The 25,714-nt window shown below is 65.0% G+C and carries 27 protein-coding genes; 3 read left to right on the top strand and 24 right to left on the bottom strand.

Going from position 1 to position 25,714, the window contains the following annotated elements:
• Positions 1–63 precede the first annotated feature (63 nt).
• The 7 genes from D1223_RS18685 to ectA all read right to left on the bottom strand — a co-directional run bounded on the left by D1223_RS18685 (position 64) and on the right by ectA (position 7,926).
• Positions 64–1,202 (bottom strand): IS3 family transposase gene (locus tag D1223_RS18685; RefSeq protein ID WP_119375279.1). Its coding sequence is split into 2 segments (ribosomal slippage): positions 64–944 and positions 944–1,202, totalling 1,140 coding nucleotides; the frame shifts between segments, so codons are not numbered across the junction.
• Between the two features lie 67 nt (positions 1,203–1,269).
• On the bottom strand, positions 1,270–2,721 hold the full coding sequence (locus D1223_RS18680) for a sodium/proline symporter (RefSeq protein WP_119377844.1): 1,452 nt from the start codon (positions 2,719–2,721) through the stop codon (positions 1,270–1,272).
• Positions 2,718–4,061, bottom strand: a complete 1,344-nt coding sequence (locus D1223_RS18675) for an MFS transporter (protein WP_233349519.1) — start codon at positions 4,059–4,061, stop codon at positions 2,718–2,720. Before D1223_RS18675 ends, D1223_RS18680 begins: the two co-directional genes overlap by 4 nt.
• Complete coding sequence (locus D1223_RS18670) at positions 4,061–5,512, bottom strand: aspartate kinase (RefSeq protein ID WP_119377843.1); 1,452 nt, start codon at positions 5,510–5,512, stop codon at positions 4,061–4,063. The genes D1223_RS18675 and D1223_RS18670 overlap by 1 nt, the downstream gene beginning before the upstream one ends.
• Positions 5,513–5,605: 93 nt before the next feature.
• The gene (locus tag D1223_RS18665; RefSeq protein WP_119377842.1) at positions 5,606–6,007 is read right to left on the bottom strand and encodes an ectoine synthase; all 402 of its coding nucleotides are present in this window, start codon (positions 6,005–6,007) and stop codon (positions 5,606–5,608) included.
• 6 nt (positions 6,008–6,013) lie between these two features.
• Complete coding sequence (ectB, locus tag D1223_RS18660) at positions 6,014–7,312, bottom strand: diaminobutyrate--2-oxoglutarate transaminase (protein WP_199288235.1); 1,299 nt, start codon at positions 7,310–7,312, stop codon at positions 6,014–6,016.
• Positions 7,313–7,365: 53 nt separating this feature from the next.
• Positions 7,366–7,926: a diaminobutyrate acetyltransferase gene (ectA, locus tag D1223_RS18655; protein ID WP_233353232.1), complete on the bottom strand. Its 561-nt coding sequence runs from the start codon at positions 7,924–7,926 to the stop codon at positions 7,366–7,368.
• A 191-nt stretch (positions 7,927–8,117) separates the two neighbouring features.
• On the opposite strand from ectA, the gene D1223_RS18650 reads away from it, so the two are divergent.
• The 3 genes from D1223_RS18650 (at position 8,118) to D1223_RS18640 (ending at position 10,983) form a co-directional block, all read left to right on the top strand.
• Complete coding sequence (locus D1223_RS18650; protein ID WP_119377841.1) at positions 8,118–8,687, top strand: MarR family winged helix-turn-helix transcriptional regulator; 570 nt, start codon at positions 8,118–8,120, stop codon at positions 8,685–8,687.
• A 75-nt stretch (positions 8,688–8,762) separates the two neighbouring features.
• Positions 8,763–10,286, top strand: coding sequence for a L,D-transpeptidase family protein (locus tag D1223_RS18645; protein ID WP_119377840.1), 1,524 nt, complete (start codon positions 8,763–8,765; stop codon positions 10,284–10,286).
• 127 nt (positions 10,287–10,413) lie between these two features.
• Complete coding sequence (locus D1223_RS18640; protein WP_119377839.1) at positions 10,414–10,983, top strand: c-type cytochrome; 570 nt, start codon at positions 10,414–10,416, stop codon at positions 10,981–10,983.
• Here D1223_RS18640 and D1223_RS18635 read toward each other — a convergent pair.
• The 17 genes from D1223_RS18635 to D1223_RS18555 form a co-directional block, all read right to left on the bottom strand.
• A complete protein-coding gene (locus D1223_RS18635; protein ID WP_119377838.1) occupies positions 10,968–12,185 on the bottom strand; it encodes a molybdopterin molybdotransferase MoeA in 1,218 nt (405 codons plus the stop codon). The two genes, D1223_RS18640 and D1223_RS18635, sit on opposite strands and share 16 nt — an antisense overlap.
• The gene (gene moaC / locus D1223_RS18630; protein ID WP_267896330.1) at positions 12,182–12,664 is read right to left on the bottom strand and encodes a cyclic pyranopterin monophosphate synthase MoaC; all 483 of its coding nucleotides are present in this window, start codon (positions 12,662–12,664) and stop codon (positions 12,182–12,184) included. The genes D1223_RS18635 and moaC overlap by 4 nt, the downstream gene beginning before the upstream one ends.
• Positions 12,661–13,206: a molybdenum cofactor biosynthesis protein B gene (gene moaB, locus D1223_RS18625; RefSeq protein WP_119377837.1), complete on the bottom strand. Its 546-nt coding sequence runs from the start codon at positions 13,204–13,206 to the stop codon at positions 12,661–12,663. The genes moaC and moaB overlap by 4 nt, the downstream gene beginning before the upstream one ends.
• 15 nt (positions 13,207–13,221) lie before the next feature.
• On the bottom strand, positions 13,222–13,674 hold the full coding sequence (locus tag D1223_RS18620; RefSeq protein WP_119377836.1) for a molybdenum cofactor biosynthesis protein MoaE: 453 nt from the start codon (positions 13,672–13,674) through the stop codon (positions 13,222–13,224).
• A gap of 2 nt (positions 13,675–13,676) precedes the next feature.
• A complete protein-coding gene (moaD, locus tag D1223_RS18615) occupies positions 13,677–13,925 on the bottom strand; it encodes a molybdopterin converting factor subunit 1 (RefSeq protein WP_119377835.1) in 249 nt (82 codons plus the stop codon).
• 4 nt (positions 13,926–13,929) lie between these two features.
• Positions 13,930–14,961, bottom strand: a complete 1,032-nt coding sequence (moaA, locus tag D1223_RS18610; RefSeq protein ID WP_119377834.1) for a GTP 3',8-cyclase MoaA — start codon at positions 14,959–14,961, stop codon at positions 13,930–13,932.
• Entirely contained in the window at positions 14,954–16,450 is a 1,497-nt protein-coding gene (locus D1223_RS18605; protein WP_119377833.1) for an NTP transferase domain-containing protein, read from the bottom strand. The genes moaA and D1223_RS18605 overlap by 8 nt, the downstream gene beginning before the upstream one ends.
• 34 nt (positions 16,451–16,484) lie before the next feature.
• Positions 16,485–16,847 (bottom strand): winged helix-turn-helix domain-containing protein, encoded by a 363-nt coding sequence (locus D1223_RS18600; RefSeq protein WP_119377832.1) that lies wholly within the window; start codon positions 16,845–16,847, stop codon positions 16,485–16,487.
• Positions 16,844–17,638 carry a sulfur oxidation c-type cytochrome SoxA gene (gene soxA / locus D1223_RS18595; RefSeq protein WP_119377831.1) on the bottom strand — a complete coding sequence of 265 codons (795 nt, stop codon included), beginning with the start codon at positions 17,636–17,638 and terminating at the stop codon, positions 16,844–16,846. Before soxA ends, D1223_RS18600 begins: the two co-directional genes overlap by 4 nt.
• The gene (gene soxZ / locus D1223_RS18590) at positions 17,635–17,952 is read right to left on the bottom strand and encodes a thiosulfate oxidation carrier complex protein SoxZ (RefSeq protein ID WP_119377830.1); all 318 of its coding nucleotides are present in this window, start codon (positions 17,950–17,952) and stop codon (positions 17,635–17,637) included. The genes soxA and soxZ overlap by 4 nt, the downstream gene beginning before the upstream one ends.
• Before the next feature lie 11 nt (positions 17,953–17,963).
• A complete protein-coding gene (locus D1223_RS18585) occupies positions 17,964–18,437 on the bottom strand; it encodes a SoxY-related AACIE arm protein (protein WP_119377829.1) in 474 nt (157 codons plus the stop codon).
• The gene (soxX, locus tag D1223_RS18580) at positions 18,434–18,904 is read right to left on the bottom strand and encodes a sulfur oxidation c-type cytochrome SoxX (RefSeq protein ID WP_119377828.1); all 471 of its coding nucleotides are present in this window, start codon (positions 18,902–18,904) and stop codon (positions 18,434–18,436) included. Before soxX ends, D1223_RS18585 begins: the two co-directional genes overlap by 4 nt.
• Positions 18,901–20,178, bottom strand: a complete 1,278-nt coding sequence (locus tag D1223_RS18575; RefSeq protein ID WP_119377827.1) for an NAD(P)/FAD-dependent oxidoreductase — start codon at positions 20,176–20,178, stop codon at positions 18,901–18,903. The genes soxX and D1223_RS18575 overlap by 4 nt, the downstream gene beginning before the upstream one ends.
• On the bottom strand, positions 20,175–20,525 hold the full coding sequence (locus D1223_RS18570) for a c-type cytochrome (protein WP_119377826.1): 351 nt from the start codon (positions 20,523–20,525) through the stop codon (positions 20,175–20,177). The genes D1223_RS18575 and D1223_RS18570 overlap by 4 nt, the downstream gene beginning before the upstream one ends.
• Positions 20,522–22,720, bottom strand: coding sequence for a xanthine dehydrogenase family protein molybdopterin-binding subunit (locus tag D1223_RS18565; protein WP_119377825.1), 2,199 nt, complete (start codon positions 22,718–22,720; stop codon positions 20,522–20,524). The genes D1223_RS18570 and D1223_RS18565 overlap by 4 nt, the downstream gene beginning before the upstream one ends.
• A 12-nt stretch (positions 22,721–22,732) precedes the next feature.
• Entirely contained in the window at positions 22,733–23,188 is a 456-nt protein-coding gene (locus tag D1223_RS18560) for a (2Fe-2S)-binding protein (protein ID WP_119377824.1), read from the bottom strand.
• Positions 23,189–23,413: 225 nt separating this feature from the next.
• A complete protein-coding gene (locus D1223_RS18555) occupies positions 23,414–25,714 on the bottom strand; it encodes a xanthine dehydrogenase family protein molybdopterin-binding subunit (RefSeq protein ID WP_119377823.1) in 2,301 nt (766 codons plus the stop codon).

Here is a 25,714-nt window from a genome sequence, read left to right as displayed (position 1 = left end):
TGCTCTGCCCCACAGGGGTGGTCCACCGGTAATGTTAGTCCGGCGGTTTCCACGTAGCGGCGTTCATGCCGCTACCTCGTCACAGTAAGGCGGTATGAACGCCGCGGGCAAGATGGTTTGTGGAGCGGGTGGCCGGTAGCCCAGAGAAGAGTGTGGGCGCGCGGTGTTGTAGTGCCGCCGCCAGGTTTCGATCAGGACTTTGGCCTCCCTGAGATCATAGAAGATCTCCCTCGCCAGCAACTCGTCCCTGAGCTTGGAGTTGAAGCTTTCGCAGTATCCGTTTTCCCATGGGCTTCCCGGTTCGATATAGAGCGTCTTCACGCCGATACGTGCCAGCCAGTCCCGTAGAGCTGTGGCGATGAACTCGGGGCCATTATCGGAGCGGATATGCTCCGGCGGGCCATGATGCACGAACAGCTCGCCCAGCGTGTCGAGCACATCACGCGAGTTGAGCTTGCGTTCGACGCGGATGGCGAGACATTCGCGGGTGAACTCATCTATGACGCACAGCATGCGGAACACCTTGCCGTCATGGGTGCGGTCCTGCACGAAGTCATATGACCAGACATGGCCCTTGTGCGCTGGCCGAAGTCTTACGCACGAACCGTCATTCAGCCAGAGGCGTCCACGTTTCGGTTGTTTCATTGGCACTTTCAGCCCCTCACGCCGCCAGATGCGATAGACGCGCTTCTCGTTCACATGCCAGCCATCCCGTCTCAGCAGGGCCGTGATCCGGCGGTAGCCATACCGGCCGAACCGTTCCGCCAGGGCGATGATGGCTGCTGTCAGCACATCCTCGTCCTGACGCGGCACGCGCGGCTTGCGCTGAGTGGAACGGTGCTGGCCGATCACACGGCAGGCCCGGCGCTCGGTTGCGCCGAGTGTCTCAACCACATGATCGACCGCTTCGCGTTTGCGTGAAGGGCTTAGAACTTTCCCTTGATGACTTCCTGAAGGATCTGGTTGTCGAGGGTCAGATCGGAGATCGCCCGGCGAAGCCGCGCATTCTCCTTCTCGATCTCCTTCATCCGCTTGGCCTGGCCAACCTGCAGCCCGCCATACTCCTTGCGCCACCGGTAGTAGGTCTGCTCCGTCACGCCGATCGAACGCACGGCCTGACCCGTCGTCTCACCGCGAGCAAGGCGCACCTCCACCTCCCGCAGCTTCGCAATAATCTCTTCAGGCGTAGATCTCTTGCCCATGTCTCAGCTCCATATCTGAAGCCGGAACTAACTCAAATAATGGACCACTTTTCAGGGAGCAGACCACCTATTCCGCCGGTGTTTCGACGGGGCTCGCCTTGATCTCTTCATGCGTGGCCGGCCGTGACAGGAACCAGCCGATCACGAACGGTATGGCCATACCCGGCAGGCCTTCATAGATGCCGCCATGCCAGCCGAGGCCGTAGCGCCAGAACAGGGCGATGGCGATGCCGAGGACCATCAGGAAGATGGCCGCCGGTTCGCTGGTCTTGCGGTCCAGCGCATAGAGCACGAGCAGGGGCGCAAAGGCCGCCGCCAGGGTCGACCAGGCCAGGATGACGAGGCTGAAGACGCTCTGGCTGCCCGACAGGGCAAGGATGAGCGCGACCAGCGTTGTCCCGGCCGTCGCCGCTTTCAGCAGCAGCGGATGCTCCATGCGTGAGGGTGTCAAATCGTGCGTGATCGCAGCCGAACAGGACAGCACGACGGAGTCGGCGGTCGACATGGTGGCCGCGAAGATCCCGGCGAGGATCAGGCCGACAAAGATGTCCGGCAGCAGCTGCAGCGCCATGCGCGGCAGGGCAAGTTCGGTATCGCCAGATGCCAGCTCAGGCAGGTAGAGCCGCGACAGCAGGCCAAGCCCGGCCGCCAGGATGTAGAAGAGGATGAAGAAGCCATAGTACCAGGCGCGGGTGCGCTGCATGTTCTTCTCATCGTCCAGCGCCATGAAGCGGACCATGATGTGCGGCTGGCCGACGACGGAAAAGCCGGCGGCGAGCCACCCCAGGATGAAGAAGCCAATCGCCATGGCGCCTGTCCCGACCAGCTCGCCGCTTTCCGGCCAGAGGTTCATGTAGCGCCCGTCATCTAGCGGCATCATCGAGGCAAAAGCCGGGCCGAGGCCGCCTTCATGGTAGAAGGCCACGACGCAAAGGATGCTGAGCGCGACCAGCATGGACAGGGACTGGACAGCGTCGGTCCAGATCGAGGCGCGGATGCCGCCGGCAATGGAATAGGCGACGATCATGCCCGCTACCGCCACCGCGCCGATGCGCGGATCGAGGTTCAGCACGCCTTCCAGCGCCTTGCCGCCAGCCGAAATCTGCGCGGCGGCATAGGCGCCAAGGAATACCACCATCACAATGGCGGCAATCCGGCGCCAATAGGCGAACTCCTCGCCATGCCAGCGCGACATGACGGATGCAAATGAGGCTTCCCCGGTCTCACCCGTGGCGTGACGAAGTTTCCGGTGAACAAAGAGCGAGCCGAGATAGTCACCAATGATCCAGCCAAACATCAGCCAGACAGCCGACAGGCCCGTCGCATAGGTGTAGCCGATCACACCGATGAACAGGTAACCGGAATTGTTCGTGGCGACGGCGGAAAGCCCGGTGAGCCATGGCGAAACGGTCTGGCCGGCAATGTAGTAGTCCTTGCGTTCGCCGGTCGCGACCCGCGCCGAGGCGAGGCCGACAACCAGGAAGATGGCGAGGATTACCAGGAAGCTTGCAATGATCATTCGTCAGTCTCTGTTGAGGCCATCCAGGCGAGGAAAAGGTCGAACTGCTCGTTCGTCTCATGCTCGCCCCGGGGGTCGAGCTCCGACAGCGCAAGGCTGGTCGTCTGGGTGGCGTTGAACGGCGCCTTCTCCTCGTCGGGAACGGGCGCCTTGTTGACGGTACGGGTAAACATGGTCGCGGCCAGTAGCGCAAGGCTGGCGCTTGCAAAGGCGAACAGGCCGGGTGCGCCGAGCGGTGTCGACATGACGAAGCCTGCAATGAGCGGTCCGGCAACCGAACCGATGCCCCAGATCACGAGGATGCCCGCCATCATGGAGGTCGCCTGGTCGGGCCTTGCCCGGTCGGCCGCATGCGCGACCGCGACGGCATAATAGGACAGGGCGCCGATGCCGAAGACGAAGGCGAGGACCAGGATCAGCGCCGGTGAGGCGACCGTGCTGAACAGCGCAAGCCCGAGGCCGGCCGCAGATGCGATGACGCCGGTCCCGGCAATCACCGTGCGCCGGTCGAGCCGGTCGGAGATCATGCCCGCTGGCCACAGGCCGATCATGGCGCCGGCCAGCAGCGCGGCATTGAAGTTCGCGGCAAACCCGGCCGCGCCGTCCGGCATGATGGACTGGGCATAGACCGGGTAGAGCTGGGCCACGGCATTGTTGACGGCCCCGGCACAGAGCGCCGCAAACGCAGCAGCCGGTGCGTATTTCAGGATCTTGCTCGGCCCGAAGGGCGTCCCCGTCGAGATTTCGGGCTGCGCTTTCCGCGTCGCTGTGATCGGCATGATGGTCAGCGCGAACAGGGCGGCCACCATCATGAAGCCGGCCAGGCCATTGGCCCCGGCGACGATGGCGAACGGTCCGGCAATCGCGCCGAGCTTTGCCACCACATGGTAGAAGCCGAGAATGGCGCCGCGCCGGTTGGACGGGGCACTGTCGGTGATCCAGCTGTCGCCCGCCGTCAGCAGGGCCGCCGTGCTTGCGCCGATGACCGTCTGGACCAGCGCCCAGCCAATAATGCTGACGCCCAGTGTGAAACTGAGCGTCGCAATGATCGCCAGTGCGGCGAAGAAGGAAAAGGAACGGATGTGCCCTATCCGTGTGATCTGCTTGGGTGAGGCGATGGCTCCCGTCAGGAAGCCGCCGGCGTAACAAGCCGCCACCAGACCAAGGGCAGCGTTTGAGGCACCGGCTGCCTGCAAGCTCAGCGCGATCATCACGGATAGGGCTGCCGTTGCGCCCTGAAGCACGGTCAGGGCGCAGACAATGGCGAGTACGTTGCGGTATAGCCCGAGCGTTACCCGCCAGTCCGAAGTCGTTTCATGTGCTGGCGCCGAATAGGGCATCAGGCGGCAGCAGCGATATCCGCATCGGATTTGGCACCGGCGACGTCGCCAGTCTCGACGAGCGCCTTGTGCAGCACCTTGACCGTCTGGTCATAGTCTTCCTCCGCGACAATGGTCTGGAGGTCGGTGTTGCGGGTCAGCTGGTGCAGGCCGAGCAGCTTGATGCCGCCTTCATGGATGGCCGTCGCGGCGCGGGCGGTCAGCCCGTCGACATCCAGATTGGCGCCGATCACGGAGACGATGGCCACCTTGCGCAGCGTGACCTCGGCATTCTCGAAGCAGGCTTCGAGATCAGCCGCAGCCTTGTTGATCGCCTTGCGCGGTCCGCTGACATAGTGGGTGATCGTGTTGGCATTCGAGCATTTGGTCACGATCCACAGCTTGTGCCGCGTCAGCGCCTTCAGTGCCTCGGCGTCATAGCCTTTCACGCCGACCATGTCCTGTTCGAACAGTTCGAAGGCATAGAGGCTCTGGATACCCGTCACGATTTCCGCGCGCGGCGTTTCCGGCATGAAATCATCGGTGATGATCGTGCCAGCATCGGCCGGGTCGAACGTGTTCTTGACGCGAAGCGGGATACCCGCCTGGCGCAGGCCCTTGGCCGCTTTCGGGTGGACCGCTTCCATGCCCATATTCGAGAGCTGGTCGGCCACGTCGTAATTGGTCTGGCCGATCTTGCGCACCTTGTCGTCGCCAACCAGTTTCGGGTCGGCGCTGGAAAGGTGGAATTCCTTGTGAATGATGGCTTCCTTCGCCTTGGTGAGGGCACCAATGCGCGAGAACGTCACCTCCGTGTAGCCACGGTCATACAGCTTCACCATGCCTTCCAGGCAGGATGCATAGCCGGTCACGATTGGCAGTTCCTTGGAGAAATCGATGCCGCGGAAGGAACTTTCGATCCGCTCGTCCAGGGTCAGTTTCTCCTCGTCGCGCCAGCCGGTGAGGTCGACGAAGACCGAGTTGATGTCTTTCTGGCGCAGGAGCAGCGAAGTGTTGTGCGCCGAGTGCGCCTCACCGAGGGCCGCCAGCATCTCGCGGACCGTCATCAGGTGCTCGTCGAGGCGGAACTGGCCGTAGGAGCACAGGCGGTGCAGGTCGATCAGGCAGTTGCGCACGCCCTCGATCCGCTCGAGGACGAAATTGTCCGCCACCTTGCGGTCGGGATGGTCGCCGAAGATTTCCTGATTCTTCTCGCGCATCGCCTGCGACAGTTCGGTGAGCGCTTCGCTCCACTGCCACTTGTTCTCGGCGCTGGCGAAGAGCGCATAGACGCCCGGCTTGCCGGACTTCTTGTGCTCCAGCAGCATGTTGGTCATGCCGGCATAGGCCGACACGACGACGATGCGGTTGTACATGTCCTTCGGCTTGCGGTCGCCGATCAGGACATTGTCGAGGATAACAGGGGTGTTGGCGATCGATGTGCCGCCGATCTTCTCAACAGTATGGGTCATGGGGTGAACCCTTCCTTGTGGTCTGGTTTGGACGGACGGGCGCCTGCCGGATTGTGCAAGTCCGGCAGGGCCATCCATTCTGGCCGGAGCTGTCTAGCTGGTGGCTTCGGCATCCTCAGGTGCGGCGTAGGAGCCGTCGGCCTGGTGGACTTCGGTACCGGTCACCGGCGGATTGAAGCAGCAGGCCATGTGCAGCTCTTCCTCGGCACGCAGGATATGCTTGTCGTGCAGGTTCAGCGCGTACATCACGCCCGGCCGGATTTCATGCGTCTCGCCGGTGCCGAGGTCGGTGATCGACCCCTTGCCCTTCATGCAATAGACGCTCTCGAAATGGTTCTTGTAATGAAAGGTGTGCTCTGAGCCCGCTTCCAGCACCGTGATGTGGAAGCTGAAGCCCATCTTGTCGCCAGCCAGCAGCATCCGGTAGGACGTCCACTGCGCATCGGAGACGGCACGATCCGTGCCTTTCATGTCATTCAGGTCGCGAACAATCATTATCGTTTACTCCGCTGCCATCTGGTTGCTGGACACCGCCTCGCGGGCGCTGTCGAGCAGGATGTCGAGGCCCTTCTGGAACATCTCGACGGGCGTGGTGAGCGGGGCGAGGACCTTGACGACTTCATCGTCGGCGCCAGAGGTCTCGATGATCAGGCCCTTCTCGAAAGCGCGGGCACAGATGTCGCTGGCGAGATCGCCCGTGCCGACGTCAACGCCCTGCATCATGCCGCGGCCCTTGAGTTTCGCGCCGGGAATGATGTCAGCGATCTTCTGCAGGCCTTCGGTCAGGATGACGGCCTTTTCGCGGACTTGCTTCTGGAACGTATCGTCCTTCCAGAACTTCTCCAGCGTGACCTTTGCGGTCACAAAGGCGTGGTTGTTACCGCGGAAGGTGCCGTTGTGCTCGGCCGGCTTCCAGATGTCGTGCTCCTTCTTGAGCAGCACACAGGCAAAGGGAAGGCCCATACCCGAAAGCGACTTCGCCTGGGTAATGATGTCCGGCTCGATACCGGCTTCCTCGAAGGCGAAATACTTGCCCGAGCGGCCGCAGCCCGACTGGATGTCGTCGACGATCAACAGCGCACCAAGCTTCTTGGCGAGGCGGGCAATGCCCTGCATCCATTCTTTCGAGGCAGCGTTGAGGCCGCCTTCGCCCTGAATGGGCTCGAAGATGAAGGCTGCGGGGGCATCGACACCTGAAGACGGATTGTCGAGCATCATCTCGATCTGTTCCAGCGTGTCGACATCGTCGCCGAAGGCGCCGTCATAGGGCAGGTGGGTCGTGCCGGTCAGGCCGACGCTGCCGGTCCCGGCGCCGCGGCGCTTGCCGGCATTACCGGTGAGCGACAGGGCGCCCATCGTCATGCCGTGGAAACCGTTGGTGAAGGCGACGACATTCGTGCGGCCGGTCACCTTGCGGGCCAGCTTCACGGCGGCTTCGACGGCATTCGTGCCGGTCGGGCCGGTCATCATGATCTTGTAGTCGTCCATGCCACGCGGCTCGAGAATGTATTGCTCGAACGCCTTCAGCCATTCGGCCTTGGCGTCAGTATACATGTCGAGACCGTGGGCAACGCCGTCGCGCTCGATATGCTCGATCAGCGCGGCTTTCATGTCCGGATCGTTATGGCCGTAGTTCAGCGTCGAACAGCCGGCGAGAAAATCGATATAGGTCTTGCCATCGGCGTCGGTCATTTCCGAACCCGTGGCCCTTACGAAAAGCGTATCGAAGTTGCGGCAATAGCTGCGCACTTTCGACTCGCGCCTTTCAAAAATGTCTTCCTTGATGTCTGTGAACGGCATGCGTTCTACTCCTTGATGGTCTGGTTTTGTCAGGGGTGAGGCGGCCAGGTGTGCTAGAGACTGGCCGGCAGCTCGAATGGCCCGATTGTCACGAGGATTTCGCTGTCGTGGCGCCCCTTGAAGTGGCGCTCCTTGTCGAAAAACTCGCTTTCATTGAGTGGCGCGCCGAGCCAACGCGCGATACTTCTGAAAAGACCCCAGGACGCTTCATTGTCTGGTGTGATCGTCGTCTTAAGATACTTCACATTCCGGCACGCTTCGCGCGAGAAGATGTCGGCGACGAGGCGTTTGGGAATCTTCTTGCCGCGAGCCTTTTCGCCAACGGCAACCTGCCAGAGGAAGAACACGTCCGGTTCCCTCGGCGGGATATGTCCCGAAACCCAGCCAATGACGTCGCCATCCTCGCGCGCGAGCGCGCACGTGTCGGCAAAGTGCGTCGTCTGGATCAGGTTCATGTAAAGAGAATTGGTGTCCAGAGGCGGACAGGCCGCAATCAGGTCATGCACCGCTGCGCCATCCTCGCTGAGGGGCGGGCTGATGCGAAGACTGGAAGGGTCCTCTGCCTCCTTTTGAGGCATTTCCCGGCTTTTTTCAGCCGCTTGGGTCGATGCCATATTCTTTTCTCTCTCAATCAATATTTTGTTTGACGATCTATTTAATTAGAATCGCGAATGGTTCAAGCCATTCCCTGTGGATAGCGCACACGCGCGTATCCGATCTATTGAAGAAACGCGTTGTCTCCCTAATTGTTCCGATAATGCTTAGATGAAAAAATATTTTATTGCGCAAAGGAAATAGCCTAAAAATGGCCCAACTATCAGAGGGTTTCGAGGCCGTCCGCCTGTCCTCAGTGAACGCCGACATGTGGAGTGAGCATATGCAGGATCAAACCGAAACGGCGCTGGTTGCGTTGCGCCGGATCCTGAAGGCCACGGCCAGCAACGTCCGCACAGTCGCCCACAAGACCGGGCTGACCGCATCGCAGCTGCTCGTCCTGCAGGTGCTGAAGACGCGCGGCGAAACGCTGACCGGGAACCTTGCCAAGGCTGTCGACCTGAAACAGGCGACCATTTCCATCCTGCTCGACAAGCTGCAGGAGCGCGGCCTGGTTGACCGCAAGCGCGGCGAGACCGACCGGCGCCGCGTCTGGGTGCGGATCACCGATGCCGGCGTCAAGATGCTGGAAGACGCGCCGGACCTGCTGCAGGAAACCTTCCGGGCCCGCTTCCGCGATCTTGCCGAGTGGGAACAGGCCAGCCTCGTGGCGGCCCTGCTTCGGGTTGTCTCTCTTCTGGATGCCGAGCAGATCGAGGCCTCGCCGCTGCTCGATGTCGGCCCGATCAACGACCTGCCCTCAAGTACCGGCCCTCGCTGACCGGAATAGTTTGCCGGTCCATCGGGCGCGCTCTACCCTGTCTCCACACATGACGACGAGGAGCACGAGCCGGCCATGACCATCCAAACCGTGCACCGGTTTTTTGCGGGCGCCTTTCTGGCCGCAGCCCTTGCGCCTTCTGCCATGGCCGAGCCGGGCGGCGAGGTCATGCTGGCCCCGGTTGCCACCGAAGAGTTCATCGATGACGCCGAGACCGCGCAGGTCTGGAATGACGCGTCCTATGACGCCCTCATCGGTGCCCTCCAAGGCCTGGCCGATCACGGCCTCGAGCCGTCCCATTATCACCTCGCCGCGCTTGAGGCGTCGCGCACCGACCTCGCCGAACGCGACCGTCTCGCCACCGATGCGTGGATGTCGGCGGCGGCCCACATGCTCTATGGCAAGCTCGATCCTGTCTCGGTCGAGCCCGACTGGACCGCCGCGCGCCGCGAGGGCGATCTCGCCGCCGTGCTGGCCTATGCGCTGGAAAGCGGAACCGTCCCGACCAGCCTCGACCAGCTGGCCCCCATCCAGCCCGGCTATCGCCTCCTGAAGGCCGAGCTGGCCGCGCTGCGCCTGCAGGAGCGCGGGACGATCACGCGCGTCAGCGAAGGTCCGGCCCTGAAGCCCGGCATGAGCGGGCCGCGCATTGGCGAGCTGCAGGCCCGCCTGATCGAGCTCGGCCTGCTGGAAGCCGGTGCCGCCATGGCCCAGCAGATGGACGCCCCCACGGTCGAGGCACTTGAAACCTTCCAGGCCGCCCATGGCCTCGATCCGGACGGCGTGGCCGGCGCGTCGACGCTGCGCGCCCTCAATCACGGTGTTGCCGAGCGCATCGAACAGGTGCGCGTCAATATGGAACGCTGGCGCTGGCTGCCGGGCGATCTCGGCCAGAAGCATTTGCGCGCCAATGTCGCCGCCTTCGAAGTCACGGCCTATGACCATGGCGAGCCCCAGCGCACGCACCTGACCATTGTCGGCAAGACCTACCGGCGCACACCCGTCTTCTCCGACCGGATCGAATACATCGTGTTCAATCCATGGTGGGAGACCCCGGCCAGTCTCGCCCGCGCTGACAAGCTGCCGCTGTTCCAGAAGGATCCGGGCGCCGTCGCGCGCCTCGGCTTCCAGGTGCTGGACCGTTCGGGCCACATTGTCGATCCGGCGACCATCGACTGGAAAACGGTCTCGGCCGCGAACTTCCCCTACAGGCTGCGCCAGGCCCCGGGGCCCCAGAATGCGCTCGGCCAGGTCAAGATCATGTTCCCCAATCCGCACAATGTGTACCTGCACGACACGCCGACGCGGGGCCTCTTTGCCGAGCGCCAGCGGGCGTTCTCGTCGGGCTGCCTGCGGACCCAATACCCGATCGACCTGTCGGAATGGCTGCTCACGGACACGCCGGGCTGGGACCGTGCGGCCATCGACAAGGCGGTCGCCTCAGGCAAGGAAACGCGGGCGGACCTCGTTCAGCCGATACCCGTGCATATCCTTTACTTCACCGCTGTGAACGACGGCGCGGGCGGTATCCGTTACCTCGATGACTTCTACCAGCGCGACGATGCCGTGCTGAGCGGGCTCGACAAGCTGCCGCAATAGGGCAGTCCTGGCCGCCCTGCGCCAGCGCAACAGAAAGTCTGCCGGAATAAGGGGATTCGGTTTGCCCGCTGCCAAGGACGCCACTAGGTTCCACCATGTTAACAGAGATTCTTTCAGGAGACTGGATATGACGATCAAACGCGGACATGCGGCTGCTGTCGCCTTCGGGCTTGTCCTGGCGACGGCGTGTGGCGGGGCCAGCGACGAGCCGGCGGAAGCCGCGCCGACGCCGCCTGCTGAGAGCGAGACACCGGCAGCGGACACCTCCGGTGCGGACGAGGCCGATACGACCGAGGCAGCGGCCCCGGATGAGACGGCAGACGCCGCGCCCGAGCCGGCATCGCAATTTGCCGGTTTCCCTGAACCCTATGCGTCAGCCGATTATGATCGCGGCCGCCGGGTCTTCCTGCAGTGCCAGTCCTGTCACACGCTGGAAGAAGGCGGCGCGGCCGTGCTCGGCCCGAACCTGTACGGCCTGTTCTCCCGCAAGGTGGGTGAGGGCGAAGGCTTCTCCTATTCCAGCGCGCTGCAGGAAGCCGATTTTGAGTGGACGCCGGAACAGCTTGAGCAATGGCTGGAAAATCCGCGCAGCTTCCTGCCGGGCAACAATATGAGCTTTGCCGGTGTTCGCCGCGAGGACGACCGCCACGCAGTCATCGCCTATGTGATGTCGCAGACCGGTTACGAGCCGTCCTGATCGGTCCATCGCGGCGCGCGTATCAGAATACAGTCCACGACCTGCCCGGTCTCCATTCCAGGAGCGCCGGGCAGTCTTCTTATGAGGCCGGCCGAACGGATGAAGGGCGTGATCAGCGAGCTGTCCTGATTGGCCGCGGCATGGGCCATGACAACGCCGCCATCGGTCAGGCTGATGGCCGCGCGCATATATTGCTCACGCGGACCGTTCGCCGGCAGGGGGGCGGCCAGCCGGGCCTTCACGAGGGGGAGCGGCGCGCCCGTCAGAAGTGGCTGCAGGAAGAGGTGGGCACAGACGAGCGCCGAGGCCGGATTACCGGGCAGCCCCAGCACACGCTTGCTGGCTGTCCTTGAAAACCAGGTCGGTTTTCCTGGGCGCACGGCCACTTTCTCGAAAACCGGCTCAAAGCCTTCTGCGGCAAAGGCCGGACGCATCAGGTCATGATCGCCGACCGACGCCCCGCCAACCGGCAGGAAGATGTCAATGTCCGGCGCGCCGGCAATGGCCGACCGGATCGCATCGATCGTGTCGGCGGCAATCCCGAGATCGACCGGCTCACCGCCCCAGTCGCGGATGAGGGCCGCAAGGCCAGCCGGATTGGAATTGACGATCTCGCCCGGGGCAAGATCGCTGCCCGGCGGTTTCAGCTCGTTGCCATTGGCAAGTATGCCGACACGCAGCTTCCTTTGGACGGGCAGCGTGGCGTGATTGGCCGCTGCCGCGAGGGCGAGTTCACCCGCGCAGAGCCGGGTTCCGGGGGTGAGCAGCGTGTCGCCTGCGGCAAAGTCCAGCCCGGCGGGCCGCACGAATTCCGAATGGTCATAGGCGTCCCGGCAGATGACCGTATCGCCGTCGCGGTCTGTGTCTTCCTGGATGACGATATGATTGGTCCCGGCCGGCATTTCGCCGCCGGTGAAGATGCGCACGGCCTGGCCTGTCCCGACAGGCCGCTCGAACGGCGCACCGGCGGGCGCCTCGCCAATCACGGCCAATCGGGCGCCAGCCTCCCGGACATCGTCAAGGCGCACGGCATAGCCGTCCATCGCAGAGACGGCAGCGGGCGGGCGCGACACGCGCGCCGTGATCGCCTCGGCGAGCACGCGCCCTTGTGCGTCCGCGACGCTGATGGTTTCGGTCTGCGGCAACAGGGCATGCTCGCCCAGCCGCCTGTGGGCTTCATCGACAGATATCAGATCGCTCATGAGTTTTTCCGGTAGTCGCCGGACTTTCCGCCGGTCTTCTCGATTAGTTCGATGCCGCCGATCACCATCGCCTTGTCGACCGCTTTCAGCATGTCGTACAGCGTCAGGCAGGCGGTGGAGACGGCCGTCAGCGCTTCCATCTCGACGCCGGTCTGGCCGGCCGTCTTGACCCGCGCGGTCACGGTCAGCGCTGTTTCGGTCTCGTGCGGGGCAATCTCCACCTTCACGCCGGTCAGTGGCAGCGGATGGCAAAGCGGGATGAGGTCGGCGGTCTTCTTCGCGCCCATGATGCCGGCAAGTTCAGCCACGCCCAGCGGGTCGCCCTTTTTGGTATCGCGCGACAGGGCGAGTTTCAGCGTCTCCGGCGCCATGCGGACGGTGCCTTGCGCGACGGCTTCGCGCGCCGTGGTGGCCTTGGCCGAAACATCGACCATGCGCGCGCGGCCGTCCGGGCCGATATGCGTCAGCTCACCGCTCAATGATCGTGCTCCATATGCTCCATCAGGCGGGGCATGATCTCGACCAGGTTGCAGGGCTTGTGGCGGCTGTCGAGCTGCAACGATATGACCTTGTCCCAACCATCTTTCACCGCCCCGTTCGAGCCGGGCAGGCAGAAGATGAACGTGCCGCTCGCCACGCCGGCAATCGCGCGCGACTGCAGCGTGGACAGCCCGACACTCTGATAGCTGACCTGGTGGAAGATCACTGAGAAGCCGTCAATCACCTTGTCGAAAAGCGGGGTGATCGCTTCTGGCGTCACATCGAAACCGGTCAGGCCCGTGCCGCCGGACGTGATCACGACATCGACCTCCGGATTGGCGATCCAGGCCGAGACCTGCGCTCGGATGGCGGCCTTGTCGTCGCGCACCAGCTTGCGGTCGGCGAGGATATGGCCCGCCGCCTCGATACGGTCGGCCAGCACCTTGCCGGAGGTGTCGGTCTCCAGCGTGCGCGTGTCGCTCATCACCAGGACCGCGATACGGACCGGGTGAAAGGGAAGGCTTTCATTGATGCCATGCATGTGGGGTGTGTCTCCTCAAACCTTGGCCCAGCGGGCGCGGTCTTGATAATCCTGCGAGCGGGGCTCGATCCAGTGTTCGCCGGTCGCCGTGGCTTCCTTTTTCCAGAAGACGGCTTCGGTCTTGAGATAGTCCATCAGGAAATCGGCGGCCTCGAACGCGGCGCGCCGGTGTATGGAGGCGGCCGCCACGAAGACAATCGCCTCGCCGGGGGCCATCTCGCCGGTCCGGTGGATGACCTTGAGGGCCATGAGCGGCCAGCGTTCGCGCGCCTCGGCCATGGCTGTCTCGATGCCGCGTTCGGTCATCGGGGAATAGGCCTGCAGGGTGAGCGCGCGCACCGCGCCGCTGGAGGCGTGATCGCGCACAAGGCCGGTGAAGCTGACAATGCCGCCGGCGCCTGTCGCCTCGGCCTCAAAGGCGGACAGCTCGCGCCCGGCGTCAAACGGCTCGTTGCTGATCCGCAGCATGATCAGCCGCCTCCCACCGGGGGCATGAAGGCGATCTCGTCGCCATCGCTGACGGGGTGCGGGTCGGCCACGATCTCGCTGTTCACCGCGAGGCGGATGGTCTTTTCCAGCAAGGCGCCATCGAGGCCGCGATCCCTGTCGAGCCATTCGCGCAGGGCCGAGGTGTCCCGAACGGAGGCCGGCAGGGTGAGCGTTTCTTCCGGCCGGCCGAGCGTATCCATCAGACGCCCGAAATAGAGCAGCTGGGCCATGGTCTCAGCCTCCCGTCGTCGACATGTGGCGCGGCAGGGCCGGAGCTTCGCCGCGCTTGCGGATGGCGAATTCGTGGCGCTCGGGCTTGCGCAGCAACGCCTTGTCGAGCGCTTCATCCAGCGCAAATTCCGGCACCATGCTGTCGCGCAGGGCGGCGCGCAGGTCGACATGGTCGTCCTGGCCGAGGCACATATAGATACGGCCCGTACAGGTCACGCGGACCCGGTTGCAGCCGGCGCAGAAATTATTGGTCAGCGGCGTGATGAAGCCGAGGCGCCCGCCCGTCTCTGCGATCCGGACATAGCGCGACGGCCCGGCCTGCGCATCGTTGGCGGCCTCATCCGTCAGCGTCCAGCGCTGCTCCAGCTGGTCGCGGATCTCGAAGAGCGGGACATACTGGTCGACGCGATCCTCGCCGGTCAGGCCCAGCGGCATCACCTCGATCAGCGTCATGTCGAAGCCCTGCCCGTGCGCCCATTCGACCATGGACGGGATTTCCCCGGCATTCTGGTGCTTCAGCGCGACCGTGTTGATCTTAACCTTGAGGCCGGCCTGCTTTGCCGCCTCGATGCCATCGAGCGACTTCTGCAGGTCACCCAGCCGCGTGATCTCGCGGAACATGGCCGGATCCAGGGTGTCGAGCGAGACGTTCACTCGGCGCACGCCAGCCTTGTAAAGCCGCTCGGCATGGGCGGCCAGCAGCGTCGCATTCGTGGTCAGCGTCAGCTCGTCCAGCCCGGCACCCATATAGCGGCCGAGCCGGTCGAACAGCTCACCGATATCCTTGCGCACAAGCGGTTCGCCGCCCGTGATGCGGATCTTGCGCACGCCCCGCCGGATGAAGGCGGCGGCCACTGTCTCCAGCTCTTCGAGGCTCAACAGGTCCTTCTTCGGCAGGAAGGTCATGTGCTCGGCCATGCAATAGGTGCAGCGCAGGTCGCAGCGGTCCGTCACCGACAGGCGAAGATAGGAGACTGTCCGCCCGAACGCGTCGGTGAGCGGGGGCGGGGCGAGTGGGCTCTGGCCATCAGCCATGAAGGGCCTCCTCGGCAGACTTGAGATCATGGGTGGTGTCGATATCGAAGGCGAGGGCCGGATCGAGCGGCACGCTGGCTGTGTTCTCCAGCGTCTCGAAAACGCCTTTGGCGCCGCGGTCGCCCTCGACCGCCATCAGCCGGTCGAAGGTCTCGCGCCGGAACAGGGCCGGCGGCATCAGCTTGCCGCCGCTTTCGGTCATCACGGCGCTTGCGCCAGCGTCCAGCACCGCCTGCAGCCGGCGCAAATGGGCGGCGGGAATATCCGGCATGTCGGCGAGCAGGATCAGCGCCTGCTCGGCCTTGTCTTCAGCCTTCAGCGCGGCGAGCCCGGCGACAAGCGAACTGGCCTGGCCGGTGTCGGCATCCGGGTTGGCGATGATCGTCCAGCCTGCGCCGAGCAGCGAGGCACGCCGGGCATCGTCGCTGCGGATGACGGCGATGCGCGCGGCCGCTTTCTCATCGCTGAGCAGCCCGGCGGCATGGGCAATGACTGGCTGGCCCTTATAGGCCGCGAGCAGCTTGTCCCCGTCTTCAAATCGCGTCGACCCGCCAGCGGCCAGCAGGACAAGGCCGGTGCGGGCAAACGGTGCCTTGGCCGTCTGGTGATAGGCCGCGACGATCTCGCCCAGCGTCGAGACCGCCAGCATGGAGGCATCGCGCATCGACGGGATCAGCCCGACGGGGCCGTGTATGCGGGCAATCTCGGATTCGGCGACGCCAGCCTCCCGCAGGGCTTCGCAGCGGCGCGCATGGGTGCGCCGGGAGCCGACAGCGCCGACATAGAAGGCTGTGCCATCCAGCGCCTGGCGCAGCAGCGGACCTTCCCAGTCACCGTCATGGAACATTAGGATAAAGGCCGTCCACGGGTCGTCGCTCATGGCGGGCAGGTCGCCCGGCGTGTCCAGCGCGCTAACCTTTGTGAAGCCCTCGGCCATTGCAGCCTCGACATCCTCGCCATCGCGCAGCTGCAGGACGGTTTCGAGCCCGCTGGCTCGGGCAAGGCGGGCAAGCGCCAGCGGATCGGCGCCGCGCCCGGCAATCCGGACGCGGAGTTTCGGGACATAGCGGGTCTTGATGCCGGTACCTTGTATGGCAAGCCGGGCGGGCTGGCGCGCGGCCAGCCGGTCATGGGCGGTCTTCAGCGCGGCCGGGTCGGCGTCCGGAATGATGGCGACCTCGATGGCCCCGCCGCATGGCAGCGGCAGGTCGACAAAGGGCGAGCCCGCGCCATAGCGCAGCTGCTTTGTCTCGCCGGATTTCAGCGCGGCCTGGGCCTGCAGGATGACATCGGCATCGATACAGCCGCCGGAAATATAGCCGGCCGCCTGTCCATCCCGGGCGACCGCCATCAGCGCGCCGGTCTCGCGGACGGCCCCGCCTTCGGTCGCCGTGATCACGACAAGGGCCGCGCCACCTGCGGCCTTCCAGTCCAGCCATTGGGCCAGGACGTCCTGGGGATGCTCAAGATAGGTCTGCACCGGGCTCATCGCCTTCCGTTGTAAACGGTGATTTAGAACGAGGCTAGGGCGAATCCAGATCCTGGTAGGAAGTTATCTCATGCAGCGTGTCCGAGGCGGCTGCTTCAGCCTCCCGGCAAGCCCTGTCATAGGCCGCGAGCACGGCTTCGCCCGTCGCCGAGAGGACAGAGCCGCCCCGGTCCGAACCGCCAACGCTCGATGCGACCAGCGGCTCGCGGAAATCGGCATTCATCTCCTCGATCAGTTTCAGGGCCCTTGGATAGGACATGGCGAGGGTGTTCGCCGCTGCCCGGATCGATCCGCCAGACGCAATGGCGCGCAAGAGCGCGGCCTTGCCCGGCCCGAACCGCCCGCCATTGGCGAGGTTGATCCGGATGCTGAGACTGGCGGCTTCGCGCTCGGTCATCGCCGCACCCCCGGTGTTTCGATGGGCAGGCCCTCGGCCCGCTTGGCGAGGTAGAGTTCGACGGCCTTATAGGTCTCAGAGCCAAGCGGCATCGGCTCGGCGCGCACGCCTTCATCGCAATCATTGAGGCGCCGGTGCAGGGAGCCGAGCGTCTGCCATTCCAGCCGGTAGGCGGGGAAGGCATTGCCATGGCCCTGGCTGATCGTGTCGCCGCGCAGCTTCTCGCCCCAATGCTCATTGTGGCACTGGCTGCAGGCGAGGTTCAGCTGGCCGCGCCGGGTGAAGAAATATTCGCGGCCCATCTCGTAATATTGGGCGGCAGGGCCGGTCACGTCGACGGAAACCGGTTCGCCGCGCGAGAGGTGCGCGACATAGGCGGTCAGCGCCAGCAGGTTGTCACTCTCATACTCCAGCGGCGGGAGGGACTGGTGCTGCTCGCGGCACTGGTTGATCCGGCCCTCGATATTGAGCAACTCGCCTGAAGCCGCGTCGACCAGCGGATAGTGAGCGGCCGCACCAGCGAGGTCCGCGCCATCCTCGCCATGGCAGGCGGCGCAGGCTTTTGACCCATCGACGCCTGCCCGGAACAGCGCTTCGCCCCGGTCGATCCAGAGGAATCCGGGATTGGCGAAATCGTCGGCCTGCAGGGCGCGCGTGTCGGGCTGGAGGAAAGCGGTGCCGGAGCGCTTTATGTCGTCCGGCAGCGGCTCACGCACCGGTGCCCCGTTCTCCTCCGGCGGGGCCGAGCAGGCGGCAAACACCAGGCAGGCAATGAGGCCGGCCCGGATCATTCCACGGTCAGTTCATGCGTCTCAGACCAGCTCTGCCCGTCCTGGTCGGTCCAGGTGAAGTCCAGCGTACCGGACTCGGTGGCGCGGGTATGGAAGCTCAGAAAGGGATTGGCGGCGACGCCTGGATGGAAATCCGAGGCGAAGACCAGCTCGCCATTATAGCGGCATTCGAAACGGGTGATGATGTCGCGCGCGACCACATCGCCGCGGGAATCACGCCGGTAGCCGGTCTCCATCTTGTGCTGGATCATGGCCTTGAGTTCGATCACCTCGCCCTTGCTAGCGGTGTCGGGGGCAGAAATTCGGATGGTCATGTCAGCGTCTCCTATCCGATCACGCAGGCGGCGAGGGTGACGACTGTGCTGGCCGAGCCGACCCAGAGGCTGCCATCGCTCATCTCGGCGACGGCGCGGATGCGCTGCGTCCCGGCCATGCGGATGCGGGTGGAAACCTCTGCCTTGCCGGCGCGCGGGCCGAGTTCGAAGACGGCAATCTCCGCAATCGGGTTGCGCGGCGAGATGATGGCCATGCGGCGGACATGGTTGTCCTCGGTCATCGGGCTGTCGACAGAGACGGTAATCGCGACCGAATTGCCGTTCTCGGCAATCGGCGGCAGCTTCACCGTCACCTTGCCCTCCTTCAGCGCGCCATCGCCGAAGATGTCGCGAATGGCCGCATCGGCGTCTTCCGGCTCGCCGAGCGCTGCGAAGGGCAGGGCGCTCGACAGCATGCCGGCGCCGAGGCCCGTGAGCACCAGCCGGCGGCTGAGTGTGAATTCATCTGTCCGGTCGTTCTTCATTCTTCACCGTCCTGCGTCTTCAGCGTCGATAGCCAGGCGACAAGGTCCTCGATCTGGCGGGCGCTCAGGGCTGGCTCGCCGCGATAGGCCTCGCCCACCTGGTTGAGGCCGCCTGTCCGGTAATATGAGGGCATTACCGTCTGCGGCCAAATCCTTTGCGCGTCGGCAATGCGCAGCCGGATCTGGCCAGGTGAAAGCCGGTCGCCGAGCCCTGTCAGCGGCGGGCCGACATTGCCCTGGAATTCGGCCTCAAGTCCTGCCACGGCATGGCAGAGGACGCAGTGGCCCTGCTCACGGTCCGTGAAGACGGCCTTGCCGCGCGATGCGTCTCCGGTCTCGCCGCCGAGCGGGGTCAGGATGGCGTCGCCTTCGATGGTGACCGGTTCGGCCAGGCGCTGGCTGCCCTCATTGCCGCAGGCGGCGGCGAGCAGCAGTCCGGCGGCCATCGCCCATGAGACGGCTCTCATCCAAACGCCTCGGCGGTAATCGTGCGGAACCAGGCAGCCGCCTGCGCGGCCTCGGCTTCGCGCACGGCAGGTCCGCCATCCATCGGGCTGAGGCCGCCGGCGCCGTCGACGCTGGTCAGCGCGCCGCCATCATTGGTGTAGACACCGGTGATCGAGACGGCCGCATCGTCGGCAATGTAGGAGTAGCAGGTATTGGCCAGCACCGAGGCCTGCGGCTCGCGCCCGGCCATGAGGCGCGCAATCTGCGCCGCGCAGACCTTGGCCTGCAGGTTTGCCGAGAAGGCCGACTTCGGCATCGGCGCGGCAATCGTCGCATCGCCGAGGACGTGGATGCCGTGCACCAGCGTCGACTCGAAGGCAAGCCCGTCAATCGGGCACCAGCCGGTCTGGTCGGCGACGCCTGCCGCGTCTGCGATGGCGCCAGCCTTCTGCGGCGGGATGATGTTGGCCACATTCGCCTGGATCTCATCGAACTCGGTGAACACCGTCATCGCCTCAGGATCGACGCGGACCACCCGGCCGAAATCGCTCGCGCCGCGCCATTCGAGGTGGTCCGGATAGCGCTCGGCCCAGGCCTGTTCGAACAGCGGCTGCTTGGAGAAGCTGTCCTTGGCATCGAGCACCAGCAGTTTCGAGTTCGGCTTGTGTGTCTTGAGGTAATTCGCGATCAGGCTGGCGCGCTCATAGGGGCCGGGCGGGCAGCGGAAGGGGGCGGCCGGCGCCGACATCACGACAAGGCCGCCATCCTCCATCGCTTCCAGCTGACGGCGCAGCAGCGTGGTCTGCGCCCCGGCCTTCCAGGCATGCGGCATGGCCTCGGTGGCCGCTTCGTCATAGCCATCCAGCGCGCCCCAGCGCATATCGATGCCGGGCGACATCACCAGCCGGTCCCAGGGCAGCGTACTGTCATCCGACAGGGTCACGGTCCGCGCCGCGCCGTCGACAGTCTCGGCCCTCGCCCGGATGATATCGACGCCATAGGCCTTCAGCCCATCCAGCGTGAAGGCCTGCGCCGACATCGCCCGCCCGCCGCCGATGACGAGGTTGCTGAACGGGCAGGCATAATAGGTCTCGTTCGGCTCGATCAGCGTGACCGAGGATGACGGCAGGAACAGTTTCAGGAACTTCGCCGCCGTCGCCCCGCCAAAGCCGCCGCCGATGACGACAAGGTTTGCCTTGGTCTGGCCGAGCGCGGCAGGCGACAGCCCAGTCATGGCCGCGGCGGCGCCAAGCCCCGTCAGCACGGTGCGGCGGTCGAGCGCAATCCCGGTCATCGCGGCCCTTCCTCAGCAAGGTAAGCGCTGATCGCCTCAATATCCTCGGCGCTGTAGCCGCGCATCAGCCGGTTCATCACCGTCGTGCCATCCTCATCGGATTTGTAGAGCGTGAGCGCCGTCGACAGCTCGGCTTTCGAATAGCCATCCAGCGCGACGATGGCCCCGCCGGACGGGCCGTGACAGCCCGAACAGGCAAGCGCGAGCTGCGCCGTGCGCCCGGGCACGGCCAGCGCGTCGGCGCTGGTCTCCCCTGATGGCGCAGCGGCATCAGGCGCGCAGGCGGACAGGCCCGCCACAGCAGACAGGAGCGCTGCGGCAAGCCATCGTCCGGCCTGTCTGGTCAAGCGTCCCTCAGCGGCTGGTCCTTCAGCGGCAGCTGGCGGATACGCTTGCCCGTCGCCGCATAGATCGCGTTGAGGACCGCCGGGGCGGCCACGGCGATGGTCGGCTCGCCAACCCCGCCCCAGAAGCCGCCGGACGGCATCACGATCGTCTCGACTTCCGGCATCGCCGCAAGTTTCATCGACGGATAGGTGTCGAAATTCTTCTGCACCGTCTCGCCATTCTCGAAGGTGATCTCGCCATAGAGCGCGGCCGACAGGCCATAGACGAAGGAGCCGGCCACCTGCGCATCGATCTGCTGCGGATTGACGGCATAGCCGGGGTCCGTGGCAGCCACGATACGGTGGATCCTGAGCTCGCCTTCATCGCTGACTGTCACCTCCGCGCAGGCGGCGGTGTAGGCCCCGAAGGAATAGAAGGCGCACAGGCCGCGCGAAAGCCCGTCATCATTGCCCCAGCCGGACTTGTCGGCGACCGCCTGCAGGACGGCTGCCAGTTCCGGGCTGTCCTGGGTATGGGCGAGGCGGAATTCCAGCGGGTCGCGCCCGGCGGCGTGCGCCAGTTCGTCCATGAAGCATTCAAGGTAGATGGCGTTCTGGTTGGCATTCACCCCCCGCCAGAAGCCCGGCCGCACGGGCGGGTTGCGCATCGCATGCTCGGCGAGGAAGGCCGGGAAGGTGTATTTCAGCGTCTGGTCTTCGACACGCGGATCGACACCCGAGGGCAGCAGGCCCTGGAAGGCGAGGAAGTCCATGCCGTCCTGGAGCGCCTGCGGCATCAGGCCGGCGAAGATGGACTGGCCGGAAAGGCGGATTTTCAACCCGGTGAGGTTGCCATCGGCATCGAGGGCGCCCTGGCAACGGGCCTTGGTCGTCGGGTGGAAGAAGCCCTGCTCCATGTCCTCTTCGCGGGTCCAGAGCAGCTTGATCGGTGTGCCCGGCATTTCCTTGGCGATGGTCACCGCCTGGGTAACGAAGTCGCTCGCGCCGCGCCGGCCGAAACCGCCGCCAAGCAGCTGCTTGTAGACATCGCACTGCTCGATGGGCAGGCCAGACGCCTCGGCTGCTGCGGCCAGGGCCGCTTCGCCATTCTGCGTGCCACACCAGACTTCGCATTTCTCCTCGGTCCAGACGGCGGTGGCGTTCATCGGCTCCATGCAGGCATGGTTCTGGTGCGGGGCGTTATAGGTCGCCTCGATCACCTGCGCGGCGCCCGCAAAAGCGCCGTCGACATCGCCTGCCTGGTTGCCGACGAAAGCTTCATCGGCTGTCAGGCCGGCGTCGAGATCAGCTTCGAAGGCGGCGGAGGAAAAGTCGGACCCCTCGCCTGCCTGCCATTCGATCTGGACCGCATCGAGCGCTTTCTTGGCCTGCCACCATTTGTCGGCAACGACGGCGACCGCATTGTCACCGACCTGCAGGACCTTCTTCACGCCCGGCATGGATTCAGCAGCGCTGGCGTCAAAGGACGCAACCGTGCCGCCACGCTTTGGCGACGCCTTGATCGCTGCGTTCAGCATGCCGTCCAGCTTGATGTCGGCGCCATAGACCTGCTTGCCGGTGACCTTGTCTGCTGTGTCGAGGCGCTTCACCGGCTGGCCGATGATCTTCCACTCCGACGGGTCCTTCAACGTGATATCAGTCGGCACGTCGAGCTCCGCTGCCTCGGCGGCGAGCTCGCCATAGGTGTAGGAATTGCCCGACGGGCCATGCGTGATCACGCCCTTCTCGACGGCACACTCACTGACCGGCACGTCCCAGCGATTGGCGGCGGCCTGGATAAGCATCATGCGGGCTGCAGCGCCGCCTTCGCGGACATAGTCGTGGCTGCCGCGGATGCCGCGTGAGCCGCCGGTGGAGAAGTCGCGCCAGACGCGGTCGCGGGCGAGGTTCTCGCCGGGTGTCGGATATTCGGTCGTGACCTTGTCCCAGTCGCATTCGAGTTCCTCGGCGACGAGCTGGGCGAGGCCGGTCAGCGTGCCCTGGCCCATTTCAGACCGGGCGATGCGGATGACGACCGTATCGTCATTATTGATCAGCACCCAGGCATTCACTTCCGGATTGGGCTCTGCATTTGCGGCCGTCTCGCCGTCTTCGCCGGCGCCCGGCGAACAGGCCGCCAGGATGCCGATGGTCAGGCCGGTCGCGCCGGTGCCGATAATGAAGCCTCGGCGGGAAAGATTGATCGTGTCAGCCATGTTCCTGCCCCCCTAGGCTTTTTTCGTCTTGGCGAGATGGATGCCCTTGCGCACCCGCGCGAGCGTCCCGCAGCGGCAGATATTGGTGACCTGCTGGTCGATATCCTCGTCGGTCGGGTCCGGCGTGTTGTTGAGCAGGCCGGCGACCGCCATGATCATGCCCGGCTGGCAGTAGCCGCACTGGGGGATGTCCATTTCGACCCAGGCCTGCTGGACCGGGTGGGAGCCATCTTCCGAGAGGCCCTCAATCGTGGTGATCTCTTCCTCGCCGGACAGGGCACCGACCGGATAGGTGCAGGAGCGAACCGGCTGGCCGTCGATATGGACTGTGCACGTGCCGCACTGGGCGATGCCGCAGCCATATTTCGTCCCCGTCAGGCCGAGGTCTTCCCTCAACACCCAGAGGAGCGGCGTCGTTTCGTCCGCATCCACGGTGACTTTTTTTCCGTTTACCTTGAGTTCTGCCATGGCCGTACTCCTTCTCGGTCTGGCGGGCGCCAAGACGGATCGGAAGGAAGCGGTTTAAGTGCAACAAAGGTGTTGCCCTGACCTTCTCGGGACGGCTTGGCCTGGACTGTTGCCAATATCCTAGATCGCGGTTCCGGCAGAGACCAGCGTCATCGTAAAAAATATTTTCGCGCGTCCGGCGGCGCGGCCGGCCGGGGCGTCCCCGGCCGGCCCCCTACCTGGAGACTAGCCGAGCGCGGCCTTCACGGCGTCTGCCCGGATCGGGATGTGGCGCAGGCGCACGCCCACGGCATCATAGATCGCATTCGCGATGGCTGGCGCTACAACGGTGGTCGCCGGCTCGCCCAGCCCGACCGGCACTTCGGTGCTGTCGACGAAGCTGATATCCAGCTCCGGCGCCTGCCCGAAGCGCAGCGGCGAATAGGTGTTGAGGTTGACGTCCTTGACCCGGCCCTTCTCGAAGGCGGTGCCTTCATGCAGGGCCATGGACAGGCCCCAGAGCGAGGCGCCTTCCATCTGTGCCATGGCGCCATCCGGATCGACCACCGTTCCGGCGTCGGCGACCAGCGTCAGCTTTTCAGCCGTCACCTGACCGCTCTCCCGGTCGACCTTCACCCGTGCGACACAGGCAACCCAGGTCGGCATGTCGCGTTCCTGGCCGAAGCTGGTCGCGATGCCGAGGCCGGTATCGGCGGGCAGCTCGCTGCCCCAGCCGGCTTTCTCGGCGGCGCGGCGGACCACTTCATGCTGGCGTCTTGCGCCGCCGACAGAATTCGGCGCGCTGCCCGCATTGCGGCCCTCGCCGGTCAGCAGGGACAGGCGGAATTCGACCGGGTCCTTGCCGAGCGCGTGGGCGGCTTCGTCCATGAAGCTTTCCAGCGCCCAGTTGGTGAAGCCCGGTCCGACCGACCGCAGCCAGCCAGGCCGGAAGGTCTCGTTGGCGAGCGTGTTCTCGATGGCGCGCACCCTGTGCGGGCCGACCGCGTACCAGTGATTGGCGCCGTTGATCGCGAACGGGTCGAAGGGCGCGCCGTTCACGCCATTCGGCATGAAGAAGGGCGCCATCGCCTTGGTCGGCCAGCCGGCAGCGACATGCTGCTCCATGCCGGTGACCTTGCCCTCGCCATCGGCGGCGAGGCGCACGCGCTGGACGGCCGGTGAGCGGGGGCTGTCGAGCAGGGAGTCATCCTCGCGCGTCAGCACCATCTTCACCGGCTTGCCGAGCTGCTTGGCCGCGATGGCCGCCGGAACGGCATAGTCGCCGTTCAGCCGGCGTCCGAAGCCGCCGCCGAGACGGTAGGTCTTCAGCACGATCTTCTCTTCCGGCATGTCGAGCGCCTGCGACAGCCAGGGCAGGACGAGGCTTTGCCACTGATTGCCGGTATGGATCTCCATCGTGTCGCCATTCATCACGGCGAGCGCGTTGACCGGCTCCAGCTGCATGTGCAGCACCGTGTTGCAGGTATAGGTCTGGTCGACGGTCTGGGCGGCGGCCTCAAAGGCGGCGGCGGTTTCCACGTCGCCCGTGTCGAGGATCGAGCCGGCGCTGTCATCGCTGATCAGCGTGCGGGCGCGGTCGAGGATGTCCTCTTCCGACACATCGGCGCCGGGCCCCGGCGTCCAGTCGACCTTGATGGCGTCGGCGGCCTTGATCGCGGCAGGGTAGGTGTCGGCGATGGCCAGCACCCAGCCCGACGTCGTGCCCGACGGATCGTCGATCGCGATCGCCTGGCGGTAGCCCTTGATCTCGGTTGCCGCGCTGTCGTCGACGGAATTCACCTTCGAGCCGTGGCGCGTTGGCGGCATGACGGGGCGGGCATAGACCATCCCGTCCACCTTGGCGTCGATGCCGAACATCGCGGTGCCGTCGACCTTGCCGGCGATGTCGCGCGCCTGGACGGGTTCACCGATCAGGCGGCGTTCGCTGGCCGGCTTGATGGCGATCGAGCCGATCTCCTCTTCGGTGAAGGTCTTCTCGATGCCGCCCGCGACGAGGTCGCCATAGCTGACTTTCTGGTCGCCGCAGATGACCTCGCCGGCGCGGGCGGTACAGTCGCCCGGTGCAACGCCCATCTTCGCGGCGCCCGCTTCGATCAGCGCCTGGCGGCCAGCGGCCCCGGCCTGCGAGTAGAGCGGGAAGGTCTGCCAGACCGACCAGCTGCCGCCGGTGACCATCAGGCCCCATTTCGGGTCGGAGTCGACATGGTTGATGCGCACATCCGCCCAGTCGGCCTCCAGCTCATCGGCGAGGATGCGCGCGAGCGCGGTGCCGACGTGCTGGCCCATCTCGGCGCGGATAATGTTGATGGTGACGATGCCGGCGCTGTCGATGGTGAACCATTTGATCGGCTCATAGGTGACGTCCGGCGCGGAGGTCGCCTCACCATCACTTTCAGCCTCTCCGCTGCCGGGCGAGCAGGCGGCCAGGAAGCTGAATGCGACGGTCGTCCCGACGGTCGAGACGAGGAAGCCCCGGCGCGACATGGCTGGTGATTTCGGTGCTCTTGGATCCTTCAGACGGGTCAT

The sequence above is a fragment of the Henriciella mobilis genome (assembly GCF_003576285.1).
Lineage (GTDB): Bacteria > Pseudomonadota > Alphaproteobacteria > Caulobacterales > Hyphomonadaceae > Henriciella > Henriciella mobilis.
The sequence above is the reverse complement of the archived record's forward strand: the minus strand, read 5'-3'. Positions and strand labels throughout refer to the sequence as shown.

What these genes read in the sequence shown, in the direction of transcription:
- ectA (WP_233353232.1), bottom strand. Translation starts at nt 7,926, where the DNA reads ATGGCATCGACCCAAGCGGCTGAAAAAAGCCGGGAAATGCCTCAAAAG.
- D1223_RS18605 (WP_119377833.1), bottom strand. Translation starts at nt 16,450, where the DNA reads ATGAGCCCGGTGCAGACCTATCTTGAGCATCCCCAGGACGTCCTGGCC.
- D1223_RS18670 (WP_119377843.1), bottom strand. Translation starts at nt 5,512, where the DNA reads ATGACCCATACTGTTGAGAAGATCGGCGGCACATCGATCGCCAACACC.
- D1223_RS18635 (WP_119377838.1), bottom strand. Translation starts at nt 12,185, where the DNA reads ATGAGCGATCTGATATCTGTCGATGAAGCCCACAGGCGGCTGGGCGAG.
- moaD (WP_119377835.1), bottom strand. Translation starts at nt 13,925, where the DNA reads ATGGCCCAGCTGCTCTATTTCGGGCGTCTGATGGATACGCTCGGCCGG.
- moaB (WP_119377837.1), bottom strand. Translation starts at nt 13,206, where the DNA reads ATGCATGGCATCAATGAAAGCCTTCCCTTTCACCCGGTCCGTATCGCG.
- moaA (WP_119377834.1), bottom strand. Translation starts at nt 14,961, where the DNA reads ATGGCTGATGGCCAGAGCCCACTCGCCCCGCCCCCGCTCACCGACGCG.
- soxZ (WP_119377830.1), bottom strand. Translation starts at nt 17,952, where the DNA reads ATGACCATCCGAATTTCTGCCCCCGACACCGCTAGCAAGGGCGAGGTG.
- D1223_RS18650 (WP_119377841.1), top strand. Translation starts at nt 8,118, where the DNA reads ATGGCCCAACTATCAGAGGGTTTCGAGGCCGTCCGCCTGTCCTCAGTG.
- D1223_RS18575 (WP_119377827.1), bottom strand. Translation starts at nt 20,178, where the DNA reads ATGACCGGGATTGCGCTCGACCGCCGCACCGTGCTGACGGGGCTTGGC.
- D1223_RS18555 (WP_119377823.1), bottom strand. Translation starts at nt 25,714, where the DNA reads ATGACCCGTCTGAAGGATCCAAGAGCACCGAAATCACCAGCCATGTCG.
- D1223_RS18585 (WP_119377829.1), bottom strand. Translation starts at nt 18,437, where the DNA reads ATGAAGAACGACCGGACAGATGAATTCACACTCAGCCGCCGGCTGGTG.
- D1223_RS18680 (WP_119377844.1), bottom strand. Translation starts at nt 2,721, where the DNA reads ATGATCATTGCAAGCTTCCTGGTAATCCTCGCCATCTTCCTGGTTGTC.
- soxX (WP_119377828.1), bottom strand. Translation starts at nt 18,904, where the DNA reads ATGAGAGCCGTCTCATGGGCGATGGCCGCCGGACTGCTGCTCGCCGCC.
- soxA (WP_119377831.1), bottom strand. Translation starts at nt 17,638, where the DNA reads ATGATCCGGGCCGGCCTCATTGCCTGCCTGGTGTTTGCCGCCTGCTCG.
- D1223_RS18620 (WP_119377836.1), bottom strand. Translation starts at nt 13,674, where the DNA reads ATGCTGCGGATCAGCAACGAGCCGTTTGACGCCGGGCGCGAGCTGTCC.
- D1223_RS18560 (WP_119377824.1), bottom strand. Translation starts at nt 23,188, where the DNA reads ATGGCAGAACTCAAGGTAAACGGAAAAAAAGTCACCGTGGATGCGGAC.
- D1223_RS18600 (WP_119377832.1), bottom strand. Translation starts at nt 16,847, where the DNA reads ATGACCGAGCGCGAAGCCGCCAGTCTCAGCATCCGGATCAACCTCGCC.
- D1223_RS18565 (WP_119377825.1), bottom strand. Translation starts at nt 22,720, where the DNA reads ATGGCTGACACGATCAATCTTTCCCGCCGAGGCTTCATTATCGGCACC.
- ectB (WP_199288235.1), bottom strand. Translation starts at nt 7,312, where the DNA reads ATGCCGTTCACAGACATCAAGGAAGACATTTTTGAAAGGCGCGAGTCG.
- D1223_RS18675 (WP_233349519.1), bottom strand. Translation starts at nt 4,061, where the DNA reads ATGCCCTATTCGGCGCCAGCACATGAAACGACTTCGGACTGGCGGGTA.
- D1223_RS18665 (WP_119377842.1), bottom strand. Translation starts at nt 6,007, where the DNA reads ATGATTGTTCGCGACCTGAATGACATGAAAGGCACGGATCGTGCCGTC.
- D1223_RS18645 (WP_119377840.1), top strand. Translation starts at nt 8,763, where the DNA reads ATGACCATCCAAACCGTGCACCGGTTTTTTGCGGGCGCCTTTCTGGCC.
- D1223_RS18640 (WP_119377839.1), top strand. Translation starts at nt 10,414, where the DNA reads ATGACGATCAAACGCGGACATGCGGCTGCTGTCGCCTTCGGGCTTGTC.